We start from the raw sequence: 26,973 nt of genomic DNA, 5'->3' as shown, positions 1-26,973 counted from the left end.
TCTAGGGGGTCGTACGCGGTTCAATCAGATCCCAGCGATGGCCGAAAACGTCGCGGAACACGGCGACAGTGCCATAGGGCTCATGGCGGGGGGCTTCTTCGAATGTCACGCCCCCAGCCAAAAGTCGGGCATGGTCGCGGGCAAAATCGTCGGTCTCTAAAAACAACCAGACCCGGCCCGCACCTTGGTTCCCAATCGCTGCACGCTGAGTATCGTCGCCCGGTTCGGCGAGGATAAAGCCGGTGCCGCCACCCGAAGGGGTGACGCGCACCCAGCGTTTATGCCCCTGGTCCTCGTCCTGTGTCAGCTCGAACCCCATCGTGCCACAGTAAAAGGATATTCCTTCGTCGTAGCTGGGAACGATCAGGGTCAGGGCAGAAAGGCGCATAGGATCACTCCAGCTCGACCAGCAGATCCTTGGCGTCGATCTGGCCACCCGGCGTGACATGAACCGCTTTGACGAAAGCATCGCGGTCCGCGTGGATACCGGTTTCCATTTTCATCGCCTCGATGGTCAGAAGCAGGTCGCCGGATTTGACCTTTTGACCCACCGTCGCCCCGACCGAGGCAACAACCCCCGGCATCGGCGCTCCGATGTGATTGACGTTGCCGATCTCGGCCTTGGGACGTTGTGCGGTCGTCGCTTTGACCATCCGGTTGGGCACGCGCACCACGCGCGGCTGGCCATTCAGTTCAAAAAAGACCTTAACGTCGCCGTCTTCATTGGTCTCGCTCAAGGCTTGCAGACGAATTTCCAGCGTCTTGCCCGGGTCGATTTCCGCGGTGATCTCTTCGCCCGGTTCCATCCCGTAGAAAAAGGTGCGGGTCGGCAATACACGGACAGGGCCATAGGTCCGGTGACGACCCATGTAATCCAGGAAAACCTTGGGGTACATCAGGTACCCTGACAGGTCATCGTCTTCAACCTGAGCCCCTTCCAGAAGGTCGCGCAATTCCTTGCGTGTCGCTTCAAGATCGGCAGGGGGCAAATGGGCACCGGGGCGTTCCGTGTTCGGTTTTTCGCCTTTCAGGATTTTGTCGACAATCGCGTCAGGGAACCCGCCCGGAGGCTGGCCCAGATTGCCGCGCATCATGTCGATCACGCTGTCAGGAAAGGACATTTCTGCCTTCGGGTCTTCGACCTGCGCGCGGGTTAACCCTTGGGATACCATCATCAGAGCCATGTCGCCGACCACTTTGGACGACGGCGTCACCTTGACGATATCACCAAACATCTGGTTCACCTCGGCATAGGTTTTAGCGACCTCGGGCCAACGATCATCCAGCCCCATCGACGCGGCCTGCGCCTTGAGGTTGGTGAACTGCCCGCCGGGCATCTCGTGCAGATAGACTTCGGAGGAAGGGGCCTGCATGCCGGTCTCGAACGCGGCATATTCGCCACGCACGTCTTCCCAGTAGTTAGAGATTTCGCGCACCGCGTCCATCGACAGGCCCGTGTCGCGATCCGTGTGTTTCAGCGCTTCGACCACAGACCCGAGCGTCGCCTGAGATGTGTTGCCCGATAGCGCGTCCATGGCGCAATCTACCGCGTCCACGCCCGCCTCGGAGGCAGCCATGATCGTCGCGGTCGCCGTGCCTGCGGTGTCATGCGTATGGAAATGGATCGGCAGGCCGACTTCGGATTTCAGCGCTTTGATCAATACTTTGGCAGCATTCGGCTTGAGCACGCCGGCCATGTCTTTCAGGCCCAGAACATGGGCACCGGCCGCTTTCAGTTCCTTGCCCATAGCAACATAATATTTCAGGTCGTATTTGGACCGGTCCGGATCAAAAATGTCACCGGTATAGCAAACGGTACCTTCGCAAATCTTACCGTTCTCAATCACCGCATCCATCGCGACACGCATGTTTTCAACCCAGTTCAGGCTGTCAAACACGCGGAAAACATCGACACCCTCGGTCGCGGCCACGCGGACGAATTCTTGCACCACATTGTCCGGATAATTGGTATAGCCCACGCCATTCGACCCACGCAGCAGCATTTGCGTCATCACGTTTGGCAGGGCAGCGCGTAGGTCGCGCAGGCGTTGCCACGGACATTCTTGCAAGAACCGGTAAGCCACATCAAAGGTCGCACCGCCCCAGCACTCCATCGAGAAAAGTTGTGGAAGATTAGCGGCATAGGCAGGGGCAACCTTGATCATGTCATGGCTGCGCATTCGCGTCGCAAGCAATGACTGATGGCCGTCACGCATGGTGGTGTCGGTGATCAACAGCTGCCGCTGTTGCCCCATCCAATCGGCAACAGCCTGCGGCCCTTTTTGTTCAAGCAAGTTACGGGTGCCCATCATCGGCTCGGCTCGGGCGGCGGGCGGCTGCGGCGCGCGGGCGGCCGCCGCAGGGCGTTCGAACCCTTTGGTTTCAGGGTGCCCGTTCACCGTAATATCAGCGATATATGTTAATACTTTGGTCGCCCGGTCGCGGCGCTTTTCAAAGGTGAAAAGCTCGGGTGTCTGGTCGATAAACTTGGTGTGGTAGCTATTATCGAGGAAGGTCGGATGTTTCAGCAAATTTTCGACAAAGGCGATGTTTGTCGACACGCCCCGGATGCGGAACTCGCGCAGGGCGCGGTCCATGCGGGCGATCGCTTGCTCGGGCGTTTGCGCTTTCGCCGTCACCTTGACCAAAAGACTGTCATAATAGCGCGTGATCACCCCACCTGAATAGGCGGTACCGCCGTCCAAGCGGATGCCCATGCCGGTGGCCTCACGAAAGGCGGTGATGCGGCCATAATCAGGAATGAAGTTGTTTTGGGGATCTTCGGTGGTGATCCGAGTCTGCAACGCATGGCCGTTCAGCTGCACATCTGCCTGCGTGGCCTTGCCTGTCGCCTCGGCGATGGTCTTGCCTTCGGCAATCAAGATTTGCGCCTGGACGATATCGATGCCGGTGACCTCTTCGGTGACCGTGTGTTCGACCTGAACCCTTGGATTTACCTCGATAAAATAAAACTTGCCGTCGTCCATATCCATCAGGAATTCGACCGTACCGGCGCATTCATAGTTAACATGTGCACAGATTTTGCGGCCCAATTCGCAAATCTCGGCGCGTTGTTCTTCGGTAAGATAGGGGGCAGGCGCGCGTTCGACGACCTTTTGGTTGCGACGCTGAACAGAACAATCTCTTTCAAATAGATGGTAGATTTCGCCGTGGCTGTCGCCCAAAATCTGCACCTCGACATGGCGCGCCTTCAGGATCATCTTTTCCAGATAGCCTTCGCCATTGCCAAAGGCCGCTTCTGCCTCGCGCCGGCCTTCCATCACTTTTTCTTTAAGTTCGTCTTCATTCGCGATGGGGCGCATGCCACGACCCCCGCCGCCCCAGGACGCCTTGAGCATCAGCGGGTAGCCAACCTCTGCCGCCTGCTTACGGACGACCTCCATATCATCGCCTAGAACGTCTGTCGCGGGGACGACCGGCACGCCGGCCTCCATCGCCACGCGTCGCGCGCTGGCCTTGTCGCCCAAGGCGCGCATTGTTTCCGCTCGCGGCCCGATAAAAGTAATACCGTTCTGTGCGCAAGCATCTACAAAATCGGGATTTTCTGACAATAGCCCATAGCCCGGGTGGATCGCATCCGCGCCCGAGGCTTTGGCCACGCGGATGATTTCATCGATGCTCAAATAGGCGGCGACAGGCCCCAAACCGGCCCCGATCCGATAGGCTTCATCGGCCTTGAAACGGTGTAGGCCCAGCTTATCTTCCTCGGCGAAAACGGCGACCGTCTTTTTTCCCATCTCGTTGGCCGCGCGCATAATTCGAATGGCGATTTCGCCGCGGTTTGCGATTAGAATTTTCTTAAAGTCGGTCATAGCTAGGCCTTCCTGCTGGCGAGAAATCTTAATTTTCAAGCGTCTAGAGCGCGCGCTAACGCTGCGCTGCGGCATTGTTGCGTCTGTTTGACGCGGTGTGCAAGTAGAAGTTTTTTTGCGCTCCGCGGGGGATTTTTAACCATTTGGAAAGAGATGGGGTGCTACGCCGAGTTGAGGGCGCGATCGTACCTATGCAATGACATAAGTAATAAGGAGGAACAGATAACAATAATTCCTGCGGCTTTGACGCTAGACGGCTAACAAACCGCCGCTGCATTATAGAAAATGCGGCGGGAACATTTTGCGAACGTGTCTTTTATTTGGTGCGTGTGCGGGATAGATTGGCCGTATGAATGATTTTGACGAAATGGCCGCCTTCGAGGGCGCTTCCCTATCATCGCGCGCTATGGCTGCGCGTCCGCAACCCTATCTTGATGGGCTGAATCCGGCCCAGCGTGCCGCGGTGGAGCAGATGGACGGCCCTGTCTTGATGCTCGCGGGGGCAGGCACGGGCAAGACCAAGGCTTTGACGGCGCGGATCGTGCATCTGATGAATACCGGGCGCGCCCGCCCGAACGAGATTCTCGCGGTAACCTTCACCAATAAGGCCGCGCGCGAGATGAAGAACCGTGTGGGGCATATGCTGGGGCAGAGCATTGAAGGGATGCCTTGGCTGGGTACGTTTCATGCGATTTGCGTCAAGCTGTTGCGCCGCCATGCTGAATTGGTCGGGCTAAAATCGAATTTCACCATTCTGGACACGGATGACCAACTGCGCCTGCTCAAGCAGTTGATCAAAGCGGAAGGGATTGATGACAAACGTTGGCCCGCGCGTTTGCTGTCAGGCGTTATTGATGGCTGGAAAAACCGCGCATTGACGCCCGACAAAATTCCTACGGCCGATGCGGGGGCGTATAACCACCGCGGGGCGGAGCTTTATGCGCAGTATCAAGCGCGGCTTAAAGATTTGAACGCCTGCGACTTCGGTGATTTGCTGCTGCATATGGTCACCATCTTCCAGCAGCACGAAGACGTGTTGGGGCAATATCAGCGGTGGTTCAAATATATTCTGGTGGATGAGTATCAGGATACCAACGTGGCGCAGTATTTGTGGCTCCGTCTGCTGGCTTCTGGCCACAAGAATATCTGCTGTGTCGGGGATGACGACCAGTCGATCTACGGATGGCGAGGGGCCGAGGTTGGCAATATCCTGCGGTTCGAAAAAGATTTTCCCGGCGCCCATGTGGTGCGCTTGGAACAGAATTACCGGTCAACACCGCACATCCTGGCGGCCGCTTCGGGCGTGATCGCAGGAAACGAGGGGCGTTTGGGCAAGACTTTGTGGACGGAATCCCGTGAGGGTGAAAAGCTGCGTCTCATCGGCCATTGGGATGGCGAGGAAGAGGCGCGCTGGATCGGCGACGAAATTGAAGCGTTGCAACGCGGCACACGCGAGCTTGATCCATACACATTGGACGATATGGCGATTCTTGTACGGGCATCGCACCAGATGCGCGCGTTCGAGGATCGATTCCTGACCATTGGCCTACCGTACCGCGTGATCGGTGGACCGCGTTTCTATGAACGGTTAGAAATTCGCGACGCCATGGCCTATTTCAGGGTGGTTACCTCGCCTGATGACGATCTTGCTTTTGAGAGAATCGTTAACACGCCCAAGCGTGGTTTAGGCGATAAAGCGCAACAAAATATACAGAAAACCGCGCGGGAAAACGGTGTGAACCTCGTGGAGGGGGCGCGGATCCTATTGGCGAATGGCGGGATTGGCGGTCGTGGTGCGGCGCAGTTGCGTCTGCTCATCGACGGGATTCAGCGCTGGTCCGAACTGGCGCGGGGCCCGCGCCTACAGACTGTGGTTGATGACGATAGCGTCATCGACGAAGGTGCGCCGCTGTTTCACGAGGAATATGGCCCGCCCGAGGTCAGCCATGTGGAATTGGCGCAGATTATTTTGGATGAAAGCGGATATACTGGTTTTTGGCAGAACGACAAAACGCCGGAAGCTCCGGGGCGGCTCGAGAACCTGAAGGAGCTGGTTAAAGCGTTGGAGCAGTTCGAGAATCTTCAAGGTTTTCTGGAACACGTCAGCTTGATTATGGATAATGAAAGCGACGATGGTGGTGCCAAAGTGTCGATCATGACGTTGCACGCGGCCAAGGGGCTAGAGTTTCCGGCGGTGTTTCTTCCCGGCTGGGAGGATGGGCTGTTTCCGTCGCAGCGATCGATGGACGAATCCGGCCTGAAGGGGCTGGAGGAAGAGCGGCGGCTTGCCTATGTCGGAATCACACGGGCCGAGCAGCTTTGCACGATCTCTTTTGCGGCCAACCGCCGCGTGTTTGGTCAGTGGCAAAGCGCCATGCCGTCACGGTTTATCGACGAACTTCCCGAAGCCCATGTGGATGTGCTGACCCCGCCGGGGCTGTATGGTGGCGGGTATGGCGCTGCGATGCCCAAATCGAATCTGCATGAAAAAGCCGCTGAAGCGAATGTATATAATTCTCCGGGGTGGCGAAGGTTGCAGACGCGCAGCCAAGCGCGCAGCGTGAGCCAGCCTTCGGAAGCCCGAAATGTGACAATCGACATGTCCGCCGTCAGCAGTTTTGCGATGGGAGAACGGGTGTTCCACCAGAAATTTGGCTATGGCGAAGTTGTTGGAATCGAAGGGGATAAGCTTGAGATCAGCTTTGACAAGGCCGGGGTCAAGAAGGTCGTGTCGCGCTATCTGAGCGCATCGGATGACGTTCCGTTCTAAACGGGCGTCATGAATTTTACGAAATATCAAGAATTAGATGCAAGAACGGCGGTGCTTTGGGAGGAAAGCACCGCCGTCTTTATCTACGTCCCCAATCCAATCGGGAGGAAAGGGGGAAGGGGACGTTTATGAAAGCCGCCGGTCTCAGGGAGGAGGAGGAGACCCGAAGCTTTCTACAGGCACACAACAGGGAGGGTGCGTGTGCCCGATCCAGTATGATCTATGCAGCGTTGCGTGCTGTTTCCAGCGCGATGCCGCGGATTTGCGAGCGGCCCATGCCCAGGTCGTTCAGCTCGCGGTTGGACAAGGAGCTCAGCTCGTTGAAAGTGGAGCGGTATACGCGGCGTTGCTTGCGGCGAGTCTCGAGTGTGGACATCAGCGCGGCAAAGCGGTCTGCCAGTGTCGGTGCGGTTGTAGCGTTCAAGTAGGCCATCGGATACCTCGTCTTGTTTCGTCTGTGTTCGTTATCATTCGTCTTGTGTTGGTTATGTAGTAAAATGCTGCATCTGCACAATAGCCAGATCGTCAATGCTGCTATGCAGAAAATGCATGGGCAAAAGGTGACGTAACGTCTTGATCGGGAACAAAATAACCCTAGCGCAAACGCTTTAGCAGTCAGGAGGAGTCGTATGAAAAAAAATGGCGACGATACCAGGGAGGAGGAGGGTATCGCCGCCGAAAACAAACACATCCGGGAGGAGGATGGATGAGTTTGGTCTTATTCTTGGCTCGCAGTGTCTGCGTTCCTGAAACCTTTTTGACCTATTTGCTGCGTTTGCACAATTCTCAAATTGTGCATTGCTGCCATGCAGCGAAAACATAGGGGTTTTGCGTAATTTTTGGGCGCTAAATGTTCGTTTTGCCTTGGTGTTGTGCGGCATGCGAACGTAGGGTTGCGATTTGGCCAGAAACTGCCATGTCAAAAGCAGTCTCGAAAGGAATATGTCATGCCGCTCTCTAAATCCGACGTCGAATCTGCTCTGGCCCGGGTGATGCTGCCGGATGGGAAATCTATCCTTGATTACGATCTGATCCGCGCTTTGACGGTTGAGGGCGATGTGGTGCGCTTTGTTATAGAAGCCCCCAATGCGCAGGTCGCCGCGCAGATGGCCCCGCTGCGCGACGCGGCAGAGGCCGTGGTGCGCGAGGTTGATGGTGTTGGCAGCGTAACAGTCGCCCTGACGGCTCATGGCCCCGCGCCAAAGCAATCGGCCCCAAGCCTCAAGATTGGTGGGCACCCGAAGGCGCAGGATGGCCCGATGAAACCGGCTGGCGTACAGCGCATTCTCGCCATTGGGTCGGGCAAGGGGGGCGTGGGCAAATCGACCGTGAGCTCGAACCTCGCCGTGGCGCTGGCGCGGGCAGGTCGCAAGGTCGGTCTGCTGGATGCCGATATATATGGTCCCAGTCAGCCGCGTATGATGGGGGTGAACAAGCGGCCCGCCTCGCCGGATGGGAAGACGATCATCCCGCTGCATGCCCATGGTGTGACCCTGATGTCCATCGGCTTTATGATGGAGGAGGGGAAGGCAGTGGTCTGGCGTGGCCCGATGTTGATGGGCGCGCTGCAGCAGATGCTGGGGCAGGTAGAGTGGGGCGAGCTGGACGTGTTGCTTGTCGATCTGCCGCCGGGCACGGGCGATGTGCAGCTGACACTATGTACCAAATCCGAATTGTCCGGCGCGATCGTGGTGTCGACGCCGCAGGACGTGGCGCTGATCGATGCGCGCAAGGCGATTGATATGTTCAATACGTTGAAGACACCCGTGTTGGGATTGATCGAGAATATGTCGCTGTTTGTCTGTCCTGATTGTGGGTCCGAACATGAGATCTTTGGCCATGGTGGGGTTGCAGCCGAAGCTGCGAAGATGGACGTGCCTTTGCTCGGCAGTCTTCCCATCGATCTTGATACCCGGCTTTCTGGCGATGGTGGCACGCCGGTGGCCGCGGGGGACGGGCCGATGGCTCAGGCCTATGCCCGCATCGCCGAAGGTTTGATCAAGGGTGGGATGGCCTAAGGGGCAACCTCCTTCACCATCCTATCTGTAGTCAACGCCGCGCAGCCCCCTGCGCGGCGTTTCGCGTTCATCGGCGTCGTGTTGACGTGCGTATGGGATCGCATGGGAAAACCTCATGGGAAAACATGGGAGATCGCCGGCCGGACCCTGCCGGATTGGCAAGGTGATTCGGCGGAAAATGGCTGTCTGAGGCGCGGAATCCTCAGTTTGCGCGATAAAACAGTTGCAATTGGCGTTGCGATCGGGGAACAAGCCGCGAACACAGGTTGTGGATAACTCTGTGGTCTAAAATTGTTGGGAAATTGTGGGAAATTTCAGCACGCGTTTTTAACCTCAATATGTTGTGTCTAAATTTAACATTTAGCCGACATAAGCTAAAAACGGCCGATATTTCTTTCCCACATGTTGATTTACAACCCTGTGCAAAACCAAATTTGGTGTGTATTTCCCAAAAAACTTATAGACGCCCATCAATTCCCATGGCATCCCTAGTGCATCGGATGAGAACGAGACACGGGGCACCAAACGACCCCAACGACCAAATAAAACTCTAGCAGGTTCATACAGGCACCTCGCTTTCATCAGACCAAGAGATCCGGCGCGCGAGCGAGCAGACATCCCCCCAGGTGGCGCGCGCAGTCGGACTTCCCCGCCAAGGCGGGACGGGCGGCGGGTTGATCAGTGGCAGCAGATCAGCCCGCCGTTTCTACATCTACCGCCGGGGGCATGATTTTAGGGCGCACAAGCGTCGCAGGCAGGGACAAACACGTGAGCCGCAGGTTCAGAGGCGAAAGCCAACACAAGGTCGATACGAAGGGGCGGGTGTCTATCCCAGCCTCTTTTCGTCGTGTGTTGGAAGCCGGTGACCCGAATTGGCAAAACGGTGGCACGCCCGAGCTGGTGATCGTCTATGGCGACAGCCGCCGCAGCTATCTTGAATGCTATACCATGCAGGCCATCGAAGAGGTGGACGACAAGATCGACGCGCTGCCGCGCGGGTCGATGGAACGCAAGATGCTGCAGCGCCTGTTCCACGGTCAGTCCTTTCCCACATCGGTCGATGAAACGGGCCGCCTGGTTCTGCCAGCCAAGCTGCGCAACAAGATCGACCTGGAAAACGAAGCATTCTTTATCGCCGCCGGTGATACCTTCCAGATCTGGAAGCCCGAAACCTACGAGACCGAGGAAAAGGCCCGCGAAGAGGAATGGCTGGACGATCTGCCAGAAGACTTTGATCCGATGGCCTTCCTGGACGGCAAGCCGGAGGCTTGATCGATATGAGCGGACCCAGCGATACCCCCTCCGCCCCGCACACACCGGTTCTGCTGCGCCCCTTGCTGGCGGCGGTGGCCCCTGTTTCGGGGCGTTGGCTGGATGGCACCTTTGGCGCGGGCGGCTATACCCGTGGCCTGCTGGACGCGGGTGCTGCGCAGGTGGTGGCCGTGGACCGTGACCCGCTTGCGTTTGAAATGGCGCAGGCCTGGGCCGGTGACTATGGCGACCGGATCGTCATGCAGCGCGGTGTCTTTTCCAAGATGTACGATTATGCGCAGGATCTGGACGGGATCGTGCTGGATCTGGGCGTGTCCTCCATGCAGCTTGATCTGGCAGAGCGCGGGTTCTCTTTCATGCGTGACGGGCCGCTCGATATGCGGATGAGCCAGGACGGCCCCTCGGCGGCGGATATCGTCAACGAGGCCGAGGAAGAGGTGATTGCCAATATCCTGTTCCAATACGGTGAAGAACGTGCCAGCCGCCGCATCGCCAAAGCGATCGTGCGCGCCCGCGAAGAGGCCCCGATCACCACAACGCTGGCGCTTGCAGGCTTGGTCGAAGGCTGTTTGCCACGCTCGAAACCCGGCCAGTCGCATCCTGCGACCCGCAGCTTTCAGGCGTTGCGCATTGCGGTGAACAATGAATATGGCGAGCTGTTCAACGGGTTGATGGCGGCGGAACGCGCGTTGAAACCGGGTGGCCAGCTTGCCGTTGTGACCTTCCACTCGGTCGAAGACCGTATGGTCAAACGCTTCCTGACGGCGCGTGCGGGGGCAGGGGGCAACGCCAATCGCTTTGCGCCCGAAATTGAAACAGAAGCGCCGCAATTCAAGATCCTCAAGCGCAAGGCCATCGGGCCGGATGCGCAAGAGCTGGAAGAGAACCCGCGCAGCCGCTCGGCCAAGCTGCGCGTCGCAATTCGCACTGATGCGCCTGCGGGCAGCATCGATGCCAAGGCACTCGGCATGCCTATGGTCAGGGGATTAACCGTATGAGAACCGTGCTTTACATCCTAACCACCTTTTCGGTGATCGGGCTGGCCTTCTGGGCTTACCGCGAGAATTACGCGACCCAGCAAGCCCTGAGTGATGCCGATGACCTGCGCTATGAAATCCGCGAAGCCTACAGCCGTCTGGCCGTGCTCAAGGCGGAATGGGCCTATCAGAACCGCCCCGACCGTCTGCGCGATCTGGCAGAGCTGAACTTTGACCGGCTGAACCTCTTGCCGCTGCATCCCGACCAGTTCGGATCTATCGATCAGGTGAGCTACCCGCCGCTGCCAGAACTGCCGCTGTTCGAGATCACCGACGGCGTTGACGTATCCTCGATGGAGGCCCCCGAATGATCCGCACCCCGCTGCGCCCGCTGGCCCGTATTCTTGAAGCCCGTCAAAAGGGCGAAAACCCCGATGCGATCGAGCGCGAGAACAAGCGTATCCGCCACGAGCAGATGCGCGACGCCTCTCGGCAGCGCGCCGAGGGACGTTTGCTGGTTCTGGGGGTCTTCTTCTTCTGCGCCTTCACCGTTGTGGGCGCGCGTATGGGGGTCATGGCGACCACCGACCCGACAGAGCCGCGCGCGGCGGCCCCCGGTTCCGTGATCTCGGCCACCCGCGCCGATATTGTGGATCGCAACGGCAATCTGCTGGCGACCAATTTTGAGACACATGCGCTTTATGCGCAGCCGCACCACATGATCGACCCGCAGGGGGCCGTGAAAAAGCTGATGGCCGTGTTCCCCGACCTGAACGAGGAACGCCTGCTGCGCGACTTTACCGGTAAGCGCAAGTTCTTGTGGATCAAGAAGAAAATCAGCCCCGAGCAGATGCAGGCCGTGCATGATATCGGCGAGCCGGGCTTGCTGTTTGCGCCGCGTGATATGCGCCTTTACCCCAACGGGTCGCTTGCCGCGCATATCATGGGCGGGGCCAGCTATGGCCGCGAGGGTGTCCATGCCGCCGAGGTGATCGGCGTCGCGGGAGCAGAGAAATACTTTGACGATTATCTGCGCGATCCGGCCAATGGGAACAAGCCGCTGGAACTGTCGATCGACATGACCGTACAGGCCGCGTCCGAGCGTATTCTTTATGGCGGCATGAAGCTGATGAACGCCAAGGGGGCGACCTCGGTCCTGATGGATGTCCACACGGGCGAGGTGATCAGCGCCGTATCATTGCCCTCTTTCGACCCCAACGACCGGCCCCATGCCGCCGTCACAGGCGATGCGTCCGACAGCCCGTTGTTCAACCGGTCGGTGCAAGGCGTCTACGAGCTTGGCTCTGTCTTCAAGATTTTCACCGCGGCACAGGCGATCGACCTTGGCATTGCCACTGCGGATACGGTGATCGACACCTCTGGCCCGATGAAGGTCGGCGGCTTCCGCATTGGCGAATTCCACGGCAAGAACTACGGCAAGCAGACGGTGACGGGGATCATCGTGCACAGTTCCAACCGCGGGACAGGGCGGCTTGCGCTTGAGATCGGCGCGGAGCGTCAGCAGGAGTTCCTGAAAAACCTCGGGTTCTTCGAACCAACCCCCTTCGAGATCGTCGAAGCCTCTGGCGGCAAGCCCTTGCTGCCGCAGCGCTGGCAAGAGCTGAGCACCGTAACCGTCTCTTATGGCCACGGCCTGTCCTCCAGCCCGATGCATCTGGCGGCGGGCTATTCTGCCATCGCCAATGGCGGGCACAAGGTCACACCGACGTTGCGCAAGCAATCCGGCCCCGTGGTCGGCCCGCGTGTGATGTCTGAACGCGCGGCGGCGGATGCCCGCGCAATGTTGCGTGCGGTGGTGACTGAAGGCACGGCCAGCTTTGCCGAAGTGCCCGGCTACCAGATCGGCGGCAAGACCGGTACGGGGGATAAACCCGGCCCCCGGGGGGGCTATCTTGAGGATACGGTCATCGCGACCTTTGCCAGCATGTTCCCGGCGCATGATCCCAAATACGTGCTGATCGTCACACTGGACGAACCGGTCGAGACCTCGGGCGACAAACCGCGTCGCACGGCCGGTTGGACAGCCGTGCCCGTGGCCGCGGAAATGGTCCGTCGCGTCGCGCCCCTGCTGGGTCTGCGACCGACTGTTGAACCGGACAGCCTCGCTGATATAACGCTCTCCAGCAGCAACTAATATAAAGAGCGTCCCCATGGGCACACAGGCCGTCCCGTTATCCTCCCTTGGTCTGACCGCGAAAGGGGGGGGCAACCCGCCCATTGCAGGTATCAGCGTCGACAGCCGCCAGGTCCAGCCCGGCACCCTCTTCGCCGCCATGCCCGGCAGCAAGGTCCACGGGGCCGAGTTTATCCAATATGCGCTGCGCATGGGCGCGGTGGCGGTGTTGACCGACGCCGAGGGGGCCACGCTGGCCGCTGACGCGCTGGCACAGGCTGACGTTGCCCTTGTCGTCACCGATGCCCCCCGCGAAGCGCTGTCGCGCGCGGCAGCCCTGTGGTACGGCGCACAGCCGCAGACGATGATTGCCGTCACCGGCACCAATGGGAAAACCTCTGTCAGCACCTTCGTGCGGCAAATCTGGATCGAGATGGGGCTGGCGGCTGTCAACCTTGGCACCACTGGCGTCGAAGGCGCATGGACCGCACCGCTGGCGCATACCACGCCCGAGCCCATCACCCTGCACCGCACTCTGGCCGACGCCTCTGCCAACGGTATCACCCATGCCGCGATGGAGGCGTCGAGCCACGGGCTGGACCAGCGACGGCTGGATGGCGTGACGCTCAAGGCGGCGGGGTTCACGAATTTTACCCAAGACCATCTCGACTACCACGAGACCTTCGACGCCTACTTCGACGCCAAGGCTGGATTGTTCTCGCGGGTGCTGCCCGAGGACGGCACGGCGGTGATCAATATCGATGATCCCAAGGGGGTCGATATGGTCGCTATCGCACGCGCCCGTGGCTGCGAGGTGATGACCATAGGGCGCGACGGCGGCGATCTGCATCTGACTGGCCAGCGCTTCGATGCGACGGGGCAGGACCTGCGGTTCAGCTATCGCGGCAAGACCTACCAGAAACGCCTGAACCTCATTGGCGGGTTTCAGGCGGACAACGTGTTGCTCGCGGCGGGGCTGGTGATTGCCTGCGGGGCGGACCCCGCCCATGTGTTCGACACGCTGCCGCATCTGACCACCGTGCGCGGCCGCATGCAGCTTGCCGCCACGCGGGACAATGGCGGGGCGGTGTTTGTGGATTACGCCCATACCCCCGACGCCATTGCCACCGCCCTGCAAGCGATGCGCCCCCATGTCATGGGGCGGCTGGTCGCTATCGTGGGCGCAGGCGGCGACCGTGACCGCGCCAAACGCCCGCTGATGGGACAGGCGGCGGCGGCCCATGCGGATCTGGTGTTCGTGACCGATGACAACCCGCGCTCCGAAGATCCGGCGACCATCCGTGCCGCCGTCATGGAGGGCGCGCCAGAAGCGACCGAGGTGGGCGACCGTGCCGAGGCGATCCTGCGTGGCATCGACGCCATCGGCACGGGCGACGCGCTGCTGATCGCGGGCAAGGGCCATGAAACCGGACAGACCATCGGTGACGATGTGCTACCCTTTGATGATGTGGAACAGGCCAGCGTCGCCGTCGCGGCGCTGGATGGGAGATTGGCATGAGCTTGTGGACAGCAAAAGAGGCCGAAAGCGCCACCGGCGGCCGCGCCATCGGGGACTGGACCTGTGACGGCGTGTCGATTGACACCCGTACCCTCGCACCGGGGGATCTGTTCGTCGCGCTGAAAGACGTGCGCGACGGTCATGATTTTGTTGCCATGGCGCTGGAAAAAGGGGCCGGGGCCGCGCTGGTCACCCATGTGCCCGAGGGCGTGGCCGAGGATGCACCGCTGCTGATCGTCGAGGATGTGCTCAAGGCCCTTGAGGCGCTTGGTGCCGCCGCGCGGGCCCGAACGCAGGCCAAGGTCGTCGCGGTGACGGGCAGCGTCGGCAAGACCTCGACCAAGGAAATGCTGCTTGCGATCTTTGCCGACCAGGGGCGGGCGCATGCCTCTGTCGACAGCTATAACAACCACTGGGGTGTGCCGCTGACACTGGCGCGGATGCCTGCGGATACGGAATATGCCGTGATCGAGATCGGCATGAACCACCCCGGAGAGATCTCTCCGCTGGCGCAGATGGCCAAGCCGCATGTCGCGATGGTCACCACCGTCGCCGCCGTGCATCTGGAAGCCTTTGCCAATGTCGCGGAAATCGCGGTCGAGAAAGCCGCCGTTTTTGACGGTCTGCAACCGGGGGGCGTGGCGGTGATCAACGCAGACATCGAACACGCCGCGATCCTGATGGCCAAGGCCGTGGATCGCCGCCTGCGCGAGGTCGAATTTGGCGAGCATGGCTATCAGTACAAACTGCTGGACGTGCAGGTGCAGGGCGACACCACCGTCGTGCGCGCCGACGCGGACGGCACACCACTGCTGTTCAAGATCGGAACGCCGGGACGGCATTTCGCGATGAACGCCTTGGGGGCCTTGGCGTCTGCACAGGCCATGGGCGCGGATCTGGCGCTGGCTGCGGCCTCGTTGGGACGGTGGACACCGTATAAGGGGCGCGGCGTGCGAGAGGTTATCCATCTCGACGTGGTCGACACCCATCTGACGCTGAACCTCATCGACGATAGCTATAACGCGAACCCCACGTCGATGGCCGCCGCCCTAGAGGTGCTGGCCGCTGCCGAGGTGACCCATGATATCGGCCGCGTCAGCAAGGGGCGGCGCATCGCCTATCTGGGCGACATGAAAGAACTGGGACCGGACGAGATCGCCCTGCACGCAGGGCTCGCCCATCTCGACGCCACCAAAAAGCTGGATGTGATCCACTGTGTGGGCCCGCTGATGAAGTCGCTTTATGACCTGCTGCCCGCGCATCAACGTGGGGAATGGGCCGAAACCGCCGCAGACCTGCTGCCCGCGCTTTCGTCGCATCTGGACAGTGGCGATGTTGTGCTCGCCAAAGGCTCCTTGTCCATGAAACTAGGGCTGATCGTTGACGCGATCCACAAAATGGGCCATCCGGTCCCGAATGAACGACAGGGCTAAGCCCACAAGATTTTGAGTTAGGACGCGTACGATGCTCTATTGGTTGACCCTCCTGTCAGATGGCGGCGATTTCTTTAACCTTTTCCGCTACATCACCTTCCGCGCCGGTGGGGCCTTCCTGACAGCGCTGGTGTTTGGCTTTCTGTTCGGCAAGCCGCTGATCGCCGTGCTGCGCAAGCGGCAGGGCAAGGGCCAACCGATCCGGGATGACGGTCCCGAGGGGCATTTTGTCAAGGCGGGGACGCCGACCATGGGCGGGCTGCTGATTGTGGGGGCCTTGCTGACCTCCACCCTGCTGTGGGCGCGACTGGACAACCCGTTTGTCTGGATGGTGCTGCTGGTGACAATGGCATTTGCCGCCATCGGGTTTGCCGATGACTACGCCAAGGTCAGCAAGCAGACGACCGCTGGTGTTTCCAGCAGAATGCGTCTGTTGCTGGGCTTTATCATCGCGGGCAGCGCGGCCTATTGGGCGGCGCAGTTCCACCCCGCAGAGTTGCAGAACCAACTGGCACTGCCCGTGTTCAAGAACACGCTGATCAACCTTGGGTATCTGTTCGTGCCCTTCTCGATCATCGTGATCGTGGGGGCGGCGAATGCGGTGAACCTGACGGACGGGCTGGACGGGCTGGCGATCATGCCCGTGATGATCGCCGCCGGGGCGCTTGGCGTGATCGCCTATGCCGTCGGCCGCGTCGATTTCACCGAATATCTGGACGTGCACTATGTGCCGGGGACGGGCGAGATTTTGGTCTTTACCGCCGGTATCTTTGGCGGTGGTCTGGGCTTTTTGTGGTATAACGCGCCCCCCGCCGCGGTCTTTATGGGCGACACCGGATCGCTGGCCCTTGGCGGCGCATTGGGGGCCATCGCGGTTGCCACCAAGCACGAATTGGTGCTGGCCATCGTTGGCGGCCTGTTCGTGGTCGAGGCGCTGTCGGTGATCATTCAGGTGCTCTATTTCAAACGCACGGGCAAACGGGTCTTCCTGATGGCGCCGATCCACCACCACTATGAAAAGAAAGGCTGGGCCGAGCCGCAGATCGTCATCCGCTTCTGGATCATCTCTTTGATCCTCGCGATGATCGGGCTGGCGACGCTGAAGGTCCGCTGAGCCGTTTATCAAAGCGGAAAGAAACAAGACGGCGCGCTGCAGGGATGTGGCGCGCTTTTTTTTATGGCGGACGGGGGCCAGCCCCCGCGCGGCCAAGGGGCCGCGTCCCCCGGAGTTTATTTGGCAAAATGAAGGGCGGGGGAGGCTGGAAGACGTGGTGGCGTCAGAAGATCGACCAGCCCATTTCGCGCGCGAGGCGGGCCATGGCCTGGGTGCCTTTCTTCGAGTTGCCGTAGCGGTTCAGGCCGGGGGACCAGACGGCGATGCTGGCGCGGCCGGGGACAATGGCAAGAATACCGCCGCCCACACCGGATTTCGCCGGAAGTCCTACGCGGTAGGCAAAATCGCCCGACCCGTCATAATGCCCGCAGGTGAGCATCAGCGCATTGAGACGCCGGATGCGGGGCGGCAGGATCATGCGGGGCAGCTTGTCGGTTTCGATCAGGAACCGTCCGGCCATTGCCAGCTGCCGCGCGGACATGTCGATGGCGCAGTGGTGGAAATAGGTGCCGAGCGTCTTCTCCGGCGGGTTGTTCAGGTTTCCGCAGGAGGCCAGAAAATGCGCCAGGGCAAAGTTGCGGTGGCCATGGGCGGTTTCAGAGGCCGCGACGGTTTCGTTGATGTGGATGTCGTCGTCACTGGCGGCGGCGCGGACGAATTGCAGGATTTCGGCCAAGGTCTCGCGCGGTTCGCGGCCCGTGAGCACCTCGTCCGTGGTGACAATGGCACCGGCGTTGATGAACGGATTGCGCGGGCGGCCCTGTTCGGCCTCAAGCTGCACAATGGAATTGAATGCACGCCCCGATGGCTCGCGGCCCACGCGCTTCCACAGCTGGTCGCCTGACCGTCCAAGGGCGATGGCAAGGGTGAAGACCTTGGTGATGGATTGCACGGAAAACGGCGTATCGGCATCCCCGGCGGTAAAGACCTCGCCGTCCGCGGTGGTGATCGCAATACCGAATTGCGCAGGATCGACAGAGGCCAGCTGCGGGATATAGGCTGCCACGTCTCCCCAGTCCTCCGTGGCGCGCATGTCGGCGTTGAGCTGGGCTAAAATCTCTGGCAGAGGGGGCATAAGGGGCTCCGAAAGTTTCAGGGTCATCGCTAACAGGAGAGCAGGCATGATACCAGTTCAAGGTTTGACCGGCGCAAAGGTCGCCATTCTGGGGCTCGGGCGGTCGGGGCTATCTGCGGCCCGTGCGCTGGCCGCCGGGGGCGCTGTACCTATTTGTTGGGATGACAACCCCGCTGCCCGCGCCGCCGCGCAGGCCGAAGGGTTCGATTGTGTGGATCTGGGCAAGGCCGGCGTCTTTGATGATATCGCGCGGCTGATCGTATCGCCCGGCATCCCGCATCTTTATCCGGCACCGAACCCGGTGATCGTCGCCGCGCAGGACGCAGGTGTGCCGGTGGACAATGACATCGGGCTGTTCTTTCAAAGCTTCGCGACGCTGGCCTGGGATAATTTTGACGTTGTGCCCAAGATCATCGCAATCACCGGGTCGAACGGGAAATCCACCACCTCGGCGCTGGTGCATCACATTCTCAAACACGCGGGTCGTCCGACGCAACTGGCGGGAAACATCGGTCGCGGGGTGCTGGACATAGAGCCTGCCATTGATGGCGAGGTCGTGGTGCTGGAGCTGTCGAGCTACCAGACCGATCTGGCGCGCAATCTGACGCCGGATGTCGCCGTCTTCACCAACCTTAGCCCCGATCATCTGGATCGCCATGCGGGCATGGGCGGCTATTTCGCGGCCAAACGGCGGCTCTTTGCTGAAGGCGGGCCGGATCGTGCCGTCATTGGCGTGGATGAACCCGAAGGGCGTTTTCTGGCGGGACAGCTCAGCGAAGGGGCGGCCGACGACCGGGTGATCCGCGTGTCGGTGGACCGCAAGCTCACGGGTCTTGGTTGGCAGGTCTTCGCGCGCAAAGGCTTCTTGTCGGAATATCGCGGCGGCAAGCAGATCGGGTCCATCGATCTGCGCAGCATCACCGGCTTGCCCGGCGCGCATAACCACCAGAACGCCTGTGCCGCCTATGCCGCCTGTCGCACGCTGGGGTTCGCGCCCAAGATCATCGAAGCGGCGTTCCATTCCTTTGGCGGCCTGCCGCACCGCAGCCAGACCGTGGGCGAGGCGGGCGGCGTGCGCTTCGTCAACGACAGCAAGGCGACCAATGTGGACAGCGCGGTCAAGGCACTGGCGGCGTTCAAGAACATCCGCTGGATCTGCGGCGGGCTTGAGAAAGAGGGCGGTTTGGGCAGTTTGTCAGAACCGCTGGAGACGGTGCGCAAAGCCTATGTGATCGGGCGCGAGGCGGCGCAGTTCGCCATGAAACTGGGGGTCGAGGCCGAGGTCTGTGGCACGATGGACGTTGCGGTCGCGCGCGCGGTCGAGGATGCCGAGGCGGGGGACGTCGTTTTGCTGGCCCCTGCGGCGGCGAGCTTTGACCAATACGACAGTTTCGAGCGCCGCGGAGAGGATTTTGTCGCGCAGGTCCAGAAGCATCTGACGGACGCGTAACTGCGTTTATGGGGAGGGAGCGCCGCATCGGCAATGATTGCGGTGTTTCGGTCTGCTCCGGTCCAGATTGTGGCCCGTGACTGATTGTTTGATCGGGGCCATCGACGCCCCGATTATGGCATAGGCGAGTTTTTCCACCAGATCCGGTCTTTACTGGCCAGGGGCGGGCATAGCTGCGCGCAGGTCGTCTTCGCTGACGCCAAGTGCCTGAGCCGCCGCGGCAAAGTCCGGCGGGCGCGTGTCACCAAGTGCCCCGACCAACTCAGCCTCTGTGATGCCCAGTTGATCGGCAACTGCGGCAAAATCCGGTGCGGCACCACCGCCACCGGGGCCATTGTTCGCGGCCACGTCGACCTCACCATGGTAGCAGTCGATCATATAGGGCGCTTCATCTGCCGTGAGGTGGTAGTGGTAAATCCCTTCCGGGAATTCAGGTGTCGGGCCGGAGTGGCCGCTGCACGCATCCAGATCGTCATTCACCACGACAATGCCACCGACATCATTGTTGCCATAGACAGGAAAGCCGTCGGCCAAAACACCGATCATCCGCGAATGTTGCCCGGCTTGCGCCGCGGCCTCGGCGATACAAACAGGGATGCCATGATAGTGGTAATTCGTCCCGTCCACGAGCGTGTGCCCGTTGCAGTTGTCCAAAAATGCCACGTGATCATGAACAACCTGATCGTCAATCGCAACGACGGAGCGGTCGGGGTTCTCGTAATCGTTGAAAATCTGTGCGCCACTCAAGGCCACGCCAATTCTCCCCAGCGAGGTGTCCGTTGATGTATCCGAATAGACCGGCTGCGTTGTGATTGTCGCGTCAATCTCGGTCTCTTTGAAGTAGTCGGCAGAGTTCTGCACGTCAAAGAACTCCAGCGGCTTGTCGGCAAAAGGTTGATCGTTTGGATCGCTTGGAATCAGATATTGTTCCGCGAAACCGTGGTCCGGGATGCCGTTGGATTGAAAGCGGAAGGTTTTTGCGTCAGCATCGACCGTGATCTTGACATGATCTGCCCAATTTGCCGCTTCAACGACCGTCGCAGTGTCATTCGACTGTTGCGCATTCTGAGCCGATGAAGGCGAATAGATTAGGGATGCGGCGGCCAGCACAACCGATGCGCCGGCTGTCCCATAGAGAGTTTTCCTGGACATGATTTTCTGATCTCCCATGAGATGTCGGTATCTTTACTTCCAACTTCGGGTCGAGGCGCAGCTGAGCCGAAGCTAGGCCTTAAACGGACACGTGCCAACTTTCCGTCGTTTTTATTCAACAGAAATATAGTGCCCTAGAATTTTCCGAGCGCGGGCATTCTCTTTACGGGGTCAAGATGACGCGCTTGATACTTCGGGCCGCGAAAAAGCGGACGTTCCGGGCGGTGATATAGTTTCTCGACGTGCAAACGCAGTTCACGGCAGTCGCGAGCGCTGCCATATCGACGTCAAATCTTGGCGATACTTCGGATCGCGGCTTTGGCGATCTGGTCGAACATCGCACGATCGTCGGAGGATGATGCAACGATCATACCACCTTCCAGCGCCGCGACGATGAGGCAGGACGTGTCTTCGGGGTTTTGAACGCTATGGCGTTGGAACAGGTCAAGCAGCCATAACCTGTTCATTTTGAAGAATGCTTTTGTTTTCTGGTTTACATTCTTGGGCAGCCCGATCGCTTCTGCGCCCATGATCGCGCAAAGACAGATGGTTTCGTCCAAGACCAGCGCTTGAGAGTAAAGCGCGACATAGCTGTCCAACGCCGTTTGCAAGCTGGCCGTATCGATCTGTTCAAGGTGCTCTTTGAACTGGCTGGTGTAGCGATCCACCAAAGCTTCGCCAAGATCAGGTTTGGTCGGGAAGTGATAGTGAACGCTTGCGCTTTTGATGCCGACATCGCTTGCCAGGTCGCGAAAGCTCATCGCCGAGAAACCCGCACCGCGGACACGCTTTTCAGCGGCATCAAGGATTTTGTCTTTCATTGTCTGCGGCATTTGGGGCTCCTGTCTATCATGTGGTAGATAGGTGTTGACAGGGGGGAGGGCAATATCTAACTGGAAGCCTATCAACTGATAGGTAGCTATGCGGCGCCGCTGCGCGCTGAACCGGAAGGATGTACCATGAACCTGAACGCAAATTTTGATGAACGTGCTGTTGTACATACGGATCGGCAGCCGTGGGTTGCATCTCCGATGAAAGGCGTAGACCGGCGGATGCTGGACCGGATCGGGGACGAAGTCGCGCGGGCGACGACCATCGTCCGCTACGCGCCGGGCAGCGCGTTTTCGGCCCATACCCATACAGGCGGCGAAGAGTTCTTGGTGCTTGAGGGTGTGTTTCAGGACGAACACGGTGACTTTCCGGTCGGCACCTACGTGCGCAACCCGCCGACGTCTTCGCACACGCCAAGCTCGGCCGAGGGGGCGACGATCTTCGTCAAGCTGTGGCAGTTTGACATGGATGACCGTCAGCAGATCACCATAGACACCACCACCCAGACCCCGCAGCCGGTACGTGAGGGTGTTTCAGAGATCCCGCTGTTCAAGGATGCGCACGAACGGGTGCGGATCGAGCTTTGGGAGCCCAACGTGGCAGTGACACAGGCCGGCCACAACGGGTTCGAAGCCCTTGTGGTCGAAGGAAGCTTTATCGAAGGGGATGAGGTCTTCGCGGTCAATTCCTGGCTGCGTCTACCGCCCCACACGCGGCTGAGCGCCGTTTCCGGCCCTGATGGGGCGCGGCTTTGGGTCAAATCTGGCCATCTTGCAGACACGCCGACGGCACCGAATGTCGGGGGATAAGATGTCAGATCCACTTGCAATCATTGGCGGGGCGGGTGCCGGTCTTGCCAGCCGCGCCCTGCACAGTATGGACCCCGCACGGATGATGAAACCGGAGGATATTGTCCGCACCTATCTGGCACTGGCGGATCAACCACGGTCCACCTGGACCCATGAGTTGGACCTCGGGCCGATGGGAGAGGCGTTCTGATGCAGACCGATGTTCTGATTGTGGGCGGTGGCCTATCGGGTCTTGCGCTTGCCGACCATCTGGCCCGCCAAGGCCGCGATTTCTTGCTGGTTGAAGCGCAGGACCGCCTTGGCGGGCGTATCCTTACACAGGAGTTTTCGGGCAGTGCCTTCGACCTTGGGCCTGCATGGTTCTGGCCGGGGCAGCCGCGTATGGCGGCCCTCGCGGAACGCTTTCAGATACCTGTGTTTGGGCAGTTCTCGACGGGTGACTTGGTCTATCAAGAGCAAAACGGCACCGTGCAGCGCGGGCGCGGCTACGCCTCTATGGAGGGGTCGTACCGCTTGGCCGGTGGGATCGGCAGCGTGGTGCATGCTTTGGCCAAAGGGTTGGACCCGGTGAAGATCATGACCAGCACGCGGGTGACGTCGGTCGAGCATTCGGCGGGCATCATCACGGCGCAGGTTGATCAAAACGGCACAGCGCAGATCATCAAGGCCAACAGGATCGTGATGGCCATGCCGCCTCGGGTCATTGCAGATACCGTTTCCTTTGAACCCGCGCTGGATGCGGGCCAAATCCAGGCATTGCAAGACACGCCGACCTGGATGGCCGGTCAGGCCAAGATCGTTGCGGTTTACGACCAGCCTCATTGGCGCAATGCCGGGCTGTCCGGCGACGCCATGAGCCAGCAGGGACCGATGGTTGAAATCCATGATGCTTCGCCAAGGCAGGGCGGTCCCTATGCGCTATTTGGTTTTGTCGGGGTCCCTGCGGATGCGCGTGCCCAGCACAAAGATGAGATTATGCGCCTTGCGGTGACGCAGCTTACGGCGATGTTCGTTCCGGAAATGGCCAACCCGATGCACCTTGTTTTGCAAGACTGGGCGACCATTCCCCACATCGCGCGCCCACAGGACCGACAACCGGTTCGAAGCCATCCCCGCTATGGTTTGCCGTCCAACCTGCGTGCCCTGTCAGCACGCGGGATGATATTTGCGTCGACCGAAGCCGCCCCGGAATTCGGAGGCTTTCTGGAGGGCGCATTAGAGGCGGCCGAACATGCGGCCAGCACGCTGGCGCTGCACGACCCCATGCAGACCTGATCACCACCCGCCCGCATGATTTTGGGCATCCAATAGAAAAATGAAAACACGCCGCGCCAAGCCAATCCAACGGGCATGGTGGCCATACGGATGATATATGATGACTCGGACAATAGACGCGACTGAAACCGCCGGGTTCCGGCGCAACCTGACGGTGCTGATCCTCGCCCAATCCTTGGGGGCTGCCAGCGGACCGATTGTAATCTCGCTGGGGGGGATTGGTTGGTCAGGATCTCGCGACTGACCCCGCTTTGGCGACCCTTCCGGTCAGCATCTATAATCTTGGGCTTGCCCTTGGAACGGTGCCTGCCGCTTGGATCATGCGACAATACGGGCGGCGCAGCGGTTATCTTCTGGGGGCGATGATCGGCGTGTTGTCGGGATTGGTCGCCGCTGGTGCGATATCCTTTGGGACGTTCACATTCTTCTGTTTGGGAACGTTTCTGGCGGGGCTCTATGCGTCCTATGTACAGTCTTACCGTTTCGCAGCTGCCGACGGGCGCGAAGGGGCAGACAGGGGGCGGGCCATTTCATGGGTTATGGTTGGCGGCCTGGTCGCAGCCATTATCGGCCCGCAACTGGTGATTGCCACGCGCGACGCTGTGCCGGGCGTGCCCTTTGCGGGGAGTTTCCTGAGCCAAGCGGCGCTGGCGCTCATCGCGTTTTTTGTTCTGACCCGGTTAAGGGGCCGCCAACCCGCAGCCACAGCGCAAAGGCCATCCGATGACGGGGGGCGCACCGTGCTCCAGCTTCTGGCTTCGCCGAAATACATGCTTGGGGTCGCCGCTGGCGTGGTGTCTTACGGGCTTATGTCATTCGTCATGACGGCCGCACCGCTGGCGATGGTCGGATGCGGGCACTCGATTGACCACGCGGCATGGGGTATTCAATGGCATGTGCTGGCGATGTTCGCGCCAAGCCTTGTGACGGGCAAGCTGATCGCCCGGTTCGGCAAGGAAAAGGTCACCGCCGCTGGCCTGATCATCATCGGCATTTCAGGTGCTGTTGCGCTGACCGGTCTGGATCTGAGGCATTTCTTTATATCTCTCATCCTTCTTGGGGTCGGGTGGAACTTTGGCTTCATCGGAGCGACTGCGATGGTGGCCGCCGCGCATACAGAGGCCGAGCGCGGGCGTGCCCAAGGGCTGAATGATTTCGCCGTCTTCGGCACAGTCGCGGCGCTTTCGTTCTTTTCCGGCGCGTTGATGCAGGCGTCGGGATGGCACCTCATCAATCTCTTGATGTTTCCCTTTATCGCCATCGTGCTTGCGCCATTGGTCTGGCAAGCGGCGCGGCGCGTATAGGGCGGTGCCAATACTGTCTCAAAAACTGGTAAGGTAACGCCAACCTCAAGGAAGAAGGTAACATGCCTGCGTCACAAGTTCTTATAACTGCGACGCTTGTTGGGGTTGGCGGCACGTTGGTTGTCGACGCTGTCAAAGGGCTTGCGGCTCGGTTCTTGGCAAAAATGCCAACGCATAGCTTTGGCCTTTCATTGCTGTGCTCGCACGGCATTCATTGCATCAAAACATCCCGTTGTCATTGTTACTCTGTACAGGCATTTCCTGAAGCACGTCCCAATGCTCGACGATCTTGCCTTGATCATCGAGACGGAAAATGTCCATCCCTGCATAATCGGGACCGTTGGGCCATAGCTGATGGCAATGCAGGATCACATGATCGCCGTCCACGAATGACCGCTTGACCTCGACATGTTTACCCGGATGCTCGCGGGCCATCCGTTCGAAATAGTCAACGAAGGCCGCCTTGCCGTCCGCCACATGGGGATTGTGCTGAATGTACTGCGCTCCGGCGTAGCGCGCGATGGCGTCGGCGGGGCGGCAATCATTGAACATCATTTCGTAAAAGGCGATGACGTTGGCCTTGTCGGTTTCTGGATCACGCATGGTCGTCCTTTCTGAATTTACCGATAGTGTGGCGCATGTCTGCATTGGGGAAGCTGCATTGCGGGGTCGCTTCCATGCGTCGATGACAGCTTTGGGTCGATGGTGTCGGGCCAGGGGCGCTGCCCCCGCCGCCTAAGGCGGCTCCCCCGGGATTTAGGGCCATTTGGAAATTACTCTTTCCGTGCGATATTTGCGGCGCAGGCCATGGCAGACGACCAGGCCCATTGGAAGTTATAGCCGCCCAGCCATCCGGTCACATCGACGGCCTCGCCAATGAAGTAGAGACCGGGGCGTGTCTTGGCCTCCATTGTTTTGGAGGACAGCGCGTCGGTGTCGATCCCGCCGAGGGTGACTTCGGCGGTGCGGTAGCCTTCGGTGCCAGAAGGGGTCATAACCCAATGCGACAGCGTGTCGATCAGGGTGCCGAGTTTTGCATCCGACCAATCGGCGACGTTGCCGCCAAGGTCCATGATCCCCGACAGATGATCCACCAGCCGCGCGGGCAGGTGGTGGGAAAGCTCTGTCGTCAGGTTGCGGCGGCCATAGGTCTGGCGTTGGCTGCGCAGCTTGGTCAGCAGATCACTGTCGGGCAGCAGGTTCACCGTGATCGGCGCGCCTTCGGTCCAGTAGCTTGAAGCTTGCAGCACGGCAGGGCCGGAGAGGCCACGGTGGGTGAACAGCAGGGCTTCGTCAAAGGCGGGGCCTTGGGCAGTCACCCGCGCGGGCGTTGCGGTGCCGGAGATGGGCGCGAAACGGGCGTCGGTAAAGGTGAAGGGCACCAGCCCCGCCCGCGTGTCGGTGACGGGGATACCCATCTGCGCGGCGATTTCATAGGCGCGCCCCGTCGCCCCCATCTTGGGGATGGATTTCCCGCCAGAGGCAACGACAAAGTTGCGCGTGGTGATCGGCGTGGTGCCGTCGGGCGTGTGCAAGGTCATGCTATATCCGGCATCACGCGCGGCGATATCGGTCAGCGTGCTGTGCAGCCGCAGGTCAACACCGGCTTTTTGCATCAGGCCGCGCAGCATGGCGACGATCTCTTTGGCGGAAGTGTCGCAGAAGAGCTGGCCGAGGGTCTTTTCGTGCCACGCGATCCCATGTGCGTCTACCAGTTCGATGAAATCCCACTGAGTATAACGCGCCAGCGCCGATTTGGCGAAATGGGGGTTGGCGCAGATGAAGGCATCAGGCGTGCAGTGCATATTGGTGAAATTGCAGCGCCCGCCGCCCGAAATGCGGATTTTCTCGCCCGGTGCTTTGGCGTGATCCACGACCAGCACCGATCCGCCTGCGTGGGCCGCGCACATCATGCCTGCGGCCCCTGCGCCTAAAATTACCGTGTCATATTGCATGGCCCCGCCATAGCCCCCGCCACGCAAGCCGGTCAAGTGGGCGTGAGCGGGG

At 60.0% G+C, this 26,973-nt stretch carries 23 protein-coding genes; 15 read left to right on the top strand and 8 right to left on the bottom strand.

What is annotated here, in order from left to right:
• Position 1: 1 nt before the first annotated feature.
• Positions 2-388: a VOC family protein gene (locus SJY36_RS10335; protein WP_278375420.1), complete on the bottom strand. Its 387-nt coding sequence runs from the start codon at positions 386-388 to the stop codon at positions 2-4.
• A 4-nt stretch (positions 389-392) separates the two neighbouring features.
• Positions 393-3,833 (bottom strand): pyruvate carboxylase, encoded by a 3,441-nt coding sequence (locus SJY36_RS10330; RefSeq protein ID WP_386174819.1) that lies wholly within the window; start codon positions 3,831-3,833, stop codon positions 393-395.
• A gap of 349 nt (positions 3,834-4,182) precedes the next feature.
• Between SJY36_RS10330 and SJY36_RS10325 the strand changes: the two genes are divergently transcribed.
• Positions 4,183-6,603, top strand: a complete 2,421-nt coding sequence (locus SJY36_RS10325; RefSeq protein ID WP_064215604.1) for an ATP-dependent helicase — start codon at positions 4,183-4,185, stop codon at positions 6,601-6,603.
• Between the two features lie 220 nt (positions 6,604-6,823).
• On the opposite strand, the gene SJY36_RS10320 is transcribed toward SJY36_RS10325, so the two are convergent.
• Positions 6,824-7,036, bottom strand: a complete 213-nt coding sequence (locus tag SJY36_RS10320; protein ID WP_005854169.1) for a DUF1127 domain-containing protein — start codon at positions 7,034-7,036, stop codon at positions 6,824-6,826.
• Positions 7,037-7,550: 514 nt separating this feature from the next.
• On the opposite strand from SJY36_RS10320, the gene SJY36_RS10315 reads away from it, so the two are divergent.
• The 8 genes from SJY36_RS10315 to mraY all read left to right on the top strand — a co-directional run bounded on the left by SJY36_RS10315 (position 7,551) and on the right by mraY (position 17,070).
• A complete protein-coding gene (locus tag SJY36_RS10315; RefSeq protein WP_386174816.1) occupies positions 7,551-8,621 on the top strand; it encodes an Mrp/NBP35 family ATP-binding protein in 1,071 nt (356 codons plus the stop codon).
• Between the two features lie 768 nt (positions 8,622-9,389).
• Positions 9,390-9,893 carry a division/cell wall cluster transcriptional repressor MraZ gene (mraZ, locus tag SJY36_RS10310; protein ID WP_081781250.1) on the top strand — a complete coding sequence of 168 codons (504 nt, stop codon included), beginning with the start codon at positions 9,390-9,392 and terminating at the stop codon, positions 9,891-9,893.
• Between the two features lie 5 nt (positions 9,894-9,898).
• Positions 9,899-10,891, top strand: a complete 993-nt coding sequence (rsmH, locus tag SJY36_RS10305) for a 16S rRNA (cytosine(1402)-N(4))-methyltransferase RsmH (protein WP_386174813.1) — start codon at positions 9,899-9,901, stop codon at positions 10,889-10,891.
• The gene (locus SJY36_RS10300) at positions 10,888-11,241 is read left to right on the top strand and encodes a hypothetical protein (protein ID WP_005854161.1); all 354 of its coding nucleotides are present in this window, start codon (positions 10,888-10,890) and stop codon (positions 11,239-11,241) included. Before rsmH ends, SJY36_RS10300 begins: the two co-directional genes overlap by 4 nt.
• Complete coding sequence (locus SJY36_RS10295; protein WP_386174810.1) at positions 11,238-13,025, top strand: peptidoglycan D,D-transpeptidase FtsI family protein; 1,788 nt, start codon at positions 11,238-11,240, stop codon at positions 13,023-13,025. Before SJY36_RS10300 ends, SJY36_RS10295 begins: the two co-directional genes overlap by 4 nt.
• Before the next feature lie 16 nt (positions 13,026-13,041).
• A complete protein-coding gene (locus SJY36_RS10290; RefSeq protein WP_386174807.1) occupies positions 13,042-14,523 on the top strand; it encodes a UDP-N-acetylmuramoyl-L-alanyl-D-glutamate--2,6-diaminopimelate ligase in 1,482 nt (493 codons plus the stop codon).
• The gene (gene murF, locus SJY36_RS10285; protein WP_386174804.1) at positions 14,520-15,956 is read left to right on the top strand and encodes a UDP-N-acetylmuramoyl-tripeptide--D-alanyl-D-alanine ligase; all 1,437 of its coding nucleotides are present in this window, start codon (positions 14,520-14,522) and stop codon (positions 15,954-15,956) included. The genes SJY36_RS10290 and murF overlap by 4 nt, the downstream gene beginning before the upstream one ends.
• Positions 15,957-15,987: 31 nt before the next feature.
• On the top strand, positions 15,988-17,070 hold the full coding sequence (gene mraY / locus SJY36_RS10280; RefSeq protein ID WP_005854153.1) for a phospho-N-acetylmuramoyl-pentapeptide-transferase: 1,083 nt from the start codon (positions 15,988-15,990) through the stop codon (positions 17,068-17,070).
• 163 nt (positions 17,071-17,233) lie between these two features.
• Here the strand turns inward: mraY and SJY36_RS10275 are convergent, their stop codons facing one another.
• Positions 17,234-18,145, bottom strand: a complete 912-nt coding sequence (locus SJY36_RS10275; protein ID WP_254655113.1) for a glutaminase — start codon at positions 18,143-18,145, stop codon at positions 17,234-17,236.
• 46 nt (positions 18,146-18,191) lie between these two features.
• Between SJY36_RS10275 and murD the strand changes: the two genes are divergently transcribed.
• Positions 18,192-19,595: a UDP-N-acetylmuramoyl-L-alanine--D-glutamate ligase gene (gene murD, locus SJY36_RS10270; protein WP_340286435.1), complete on the top strand. Its 1,404-nt coding sequence runs from the start codon at positions 18,192-18,194 to the stop codon at positions 19,593-19,595.
• 150 nt (positions 19,596-19,745) lie between these two features.
• Here murD and SJY36_RS10265 read toward each other — a convergent pair whose 3' ends face one another.
• Entirely contained in the window at positions 19,746-20,747 is a 1,002-nt protein-coding gene (locus SJY36_RS10265) for a YHYH protein (RefSeq protein ID WP_386174799.1), read from the bottom strand.
• 287 nt (positions 20,748-21,034) lie between these two features.
• On the bottom strand, positions 21,035-21,580 hold the full coding sequence (locus SJY36_RS10260; RefSeq protein WP_386174796.1) for a TetR/AcrR family transcriptional regulator: 546 nt from the start codon (positions 21,578-21,580) through the stop codon (positions 21,035-21,037).
• 126 nt (positions 21,581-21,706) lie between these two features.
• On the opposite strand from SJY36_RS10260, the gene SJY36_RS10255 reads away from it, so the two are divergent.
• From SJY36_RS10255 to SJY36_RS10235, 5 genes are all read left to right on the top strand, one after another.
• The gene (locus SJY36_RS10255; protein ID WP_386174793.1) at positions 21,707-22,387 is read left to right on the top strand and encodes a cupin domain-containing protein; all 681 of its coding nucleotides are present in this window, start codon (positions 21,707-21,709) and stop codon (positions 22,385-22,387) included.
• A gap of 1 nt (position 22,388) precedes the next feature.
• On the top strand, positions 22,389-22,577 hold the full coding sequence (locus SJY36_RS10250) for a hypothetical protein (protein ID WP_386174790.1): 189 nt from the start codon (positions 22,389-22,391) through the stop codon (positions 22,575-22,577).
• Positions 22,577-23,662: a flavin monoamine oxidase family protein gene (locus tag SJY36_RS10245; protein WP_386174787.1), complete on the top strand. Its 1,086-nt coding sequence runs from the start codon at positions 22,577-22,579 to the stop codon at positions 23,660-23,662. Before SJY36_RS10250 ends, SJY36_RS10245 begins: the two co-directional genes overlap by 1 nt.
• 100 nt (positions 23,663-23,762) lie before the next feature.
• The gene (locus tag SJY36_RS10240; protein WP_386174785.1) at positions 23,763-23,906 is read left to right on the top strand and encodes a hypothetical protein; all 144 of its coding nucleotides are present in this window, start codon (positions 23,763-23,765) and stop codon (positions 23,904-23,906) included.
• Positions 23,907-23,913: 7 nt separating this feature from the next.
• A complete protein-coding gene (locus SJY36_RS10235) occupies positions 23,914-24,966 on the top strand; it encodes an MFS transporter (RefSeq protein ID WP_386174782.1) in 1,053 nt (350 codons plus the stop codon).
• Between the two features lie 219 nt (positions 24,967-25,185).
• Here SJY36_RS10235 and SJY36_RS10230 read toward each other — a convergent pair whose 3' ends face one another.
• Both SJY36_RS10230 and SJY36_RS10225 read right to left on the bottom strand, forming a co-directional pair.
• Positions 25,186-25,569 (bottom strand): nuclear transport factor 2 family protein, encoded by a 384-nt coding sequence (locus SJY36_RS10230; protein WP_037944519.1) that lies wholly within the window; start codon positions 25,567-25,569, stop codon positions 25,186-25,188.
• Positions 25,570-25,739: 170 nt separating this feature from the next.
• Positions 25,740-26,921: an NAD(P)/FAD-dependent oxidoreductase gene (locus tag SJY36_RS10225; RefSeq protein WP_386176490.1), complete on the bottom strand. Its 1,182-nt coding sequence runs from the start codon at positions 26,919-26,921 to the stop codon at positions 25,740-25,742.
• Between the last annotated feature and the right edge of the window lie 52 nt (positions 26,922-26,973).

Source organism: Sulfitobacter sp. R86518 (assembly GCF_042466275.1).
GTDB classification, from domain to species: domain Bacteria; phylum Pseudomonadota; class Alphaproteobacteria; order Rhodobacterales; family Rhodobacteraceae; genus Sulfitobacter; species Sulfitobacter pontiacus.
The sequence above is the reverse complement of the archived record's forward strand: the minus strand, read 5'-3'. Positions and strand labels throughout refer to the sequence as shown.

Coding starts and splice junctions, on each gene's coding strand:
- SJY36_RS10320 (WP_005854169.1), bottom strand. CDS start 7,036: ATGGCCTACTTGAACGCTACAACCGCACCGACACTGGCAGACCGCTTT.
- SJY36_RS10300 (WP_005854161.1), top strand. CDS start 10,888: ATGAGAACCGTGCTTTACATCCTAACCACCTTTTCGGTGATCGGGCTG.
- SJY36_RS10250 (WP_386174790.1), top strand. CDS start 22,389: ATGTCAGATCCACTTGCAATCATTGGCGGGGCGGGTGCCGGTCTTGCC.
- SJY36_RS10260 (WP_386174796.1), bottom strand. CDS start 21,580: ATGCCGCAGACAATGAAAGACAAAATCCTTGATGCCGCTGAAAAGCGT.
- SJY36_RS10290 (WP_386174807.1), top strand. CDS start 13,042: ATGGGCACACAGGCCGTCCCGTTATCCTCCCTTGGTCTGACCGCGAAA.
- murF (WP_386174804.1), top strand. CDS start 14,520: ATGAGCTTGTGGACAGCAAAAGAGGCCGAAAGCGCCACCGGCGGCCGC.
- murD (WP_340286435.1), top strand. CDS start 18,192: ATGATACCAGTTCAAGGTTTGACCGGCGCAAAGGTCGCCATTCTGGGG.
- SJY36_RS10275 (WP_254655113.1), bottom strand. CDS start 18,145: ATGCCCCCTCTGCCAGAGATTTTAGCCCAGCTCAACGCCGACATGCGC.
- mraY (WP_005854153.1), top strand. CDS start 15,988: ATGCTCTATTGGTTGACCCTCCTGTCAGATGGCGGCGATTTCTTTAAC.
- SJY36_RS10240 (WP_386174785.1), top strand. CDS start 23,763: ATGACTCGGACAATAGACGCGACTGAAACCGCCGGGTTCCGGCGCAAC.
- SJY36_RS10335 (WP_278375420.1), bottom strand. CDS start 388: ATGCGCCTTTCTGCCCTGACCCTGATCGTTCCCAGCTACGACGAAGGA.
- SJY36_RS10330 (WP_386174819.1), bottom strand. CDS start 3,833: ATGACCGACTTTAAGAAAATTCTAATCGCAAACCGCGGCGAAATCGCC.
- SJY36_RS10325 (WP_064215604.1), top strand. CDS start 4,183: ATGAATGATTTTGACGAAATGGCCGCCTTCGAGGGCGCTTCCCTATCA.
- SJY36_RS10225 (WP_386176490.1), bottom strand. CDS start 26,921: ATGCAATATGACACGGTAATTTTAGGCGCAGGGGCCGCAGGCATGATG.
- SJY36_RS10245 (WP_386174787.1), top strand. CDS start 22,577: ATGCAGACCGATGTTCTGATTGTGGGCGGTGGCCTATCGGGTCTTGCG.
- SJY36_RS10315 (WP_386174816.1), top strand. CDS start 7,551: ATGCCGCTCTCTAAATCCGACGTCGAATCTGCTCTGGCCCGGGTGATG.
- SJY36_RS10255 (WP_386174793.1), top strand. CDS start 21,707: ATGAACCTGAACGCAAATTTTGATGAACGTGCTGTTGTACATACGGAT.
- SJY36_RS10230 (WP_037944519.1), bottom strand. CDS start 25,569: ATGCGTGATCCAGAAACCGACAAGGCCAACGTCATCGCCTTTTACGAA.
- SJY36_RS10295 (WP_386174810.1), top strand. CDS start 11,238: ATGATCCGCACCCCGCTGCGCCCGCTGGCCCGTATTCTTGAAGCCCGT.
- SJY36_RS10265 (WP_386174799.1), bottom strand. CDS start 20,747: ATGTCCAGGAAAACTCTCTATGGGACAGCCGGCGCATCGGTTGTGCTG.
- rsmH (WP_386174813.1), top strand. CDS start 9,899: ATGAGCGGACCCAGCGATACCCCCTCCGCCCCGCACACACCGGTTCTG.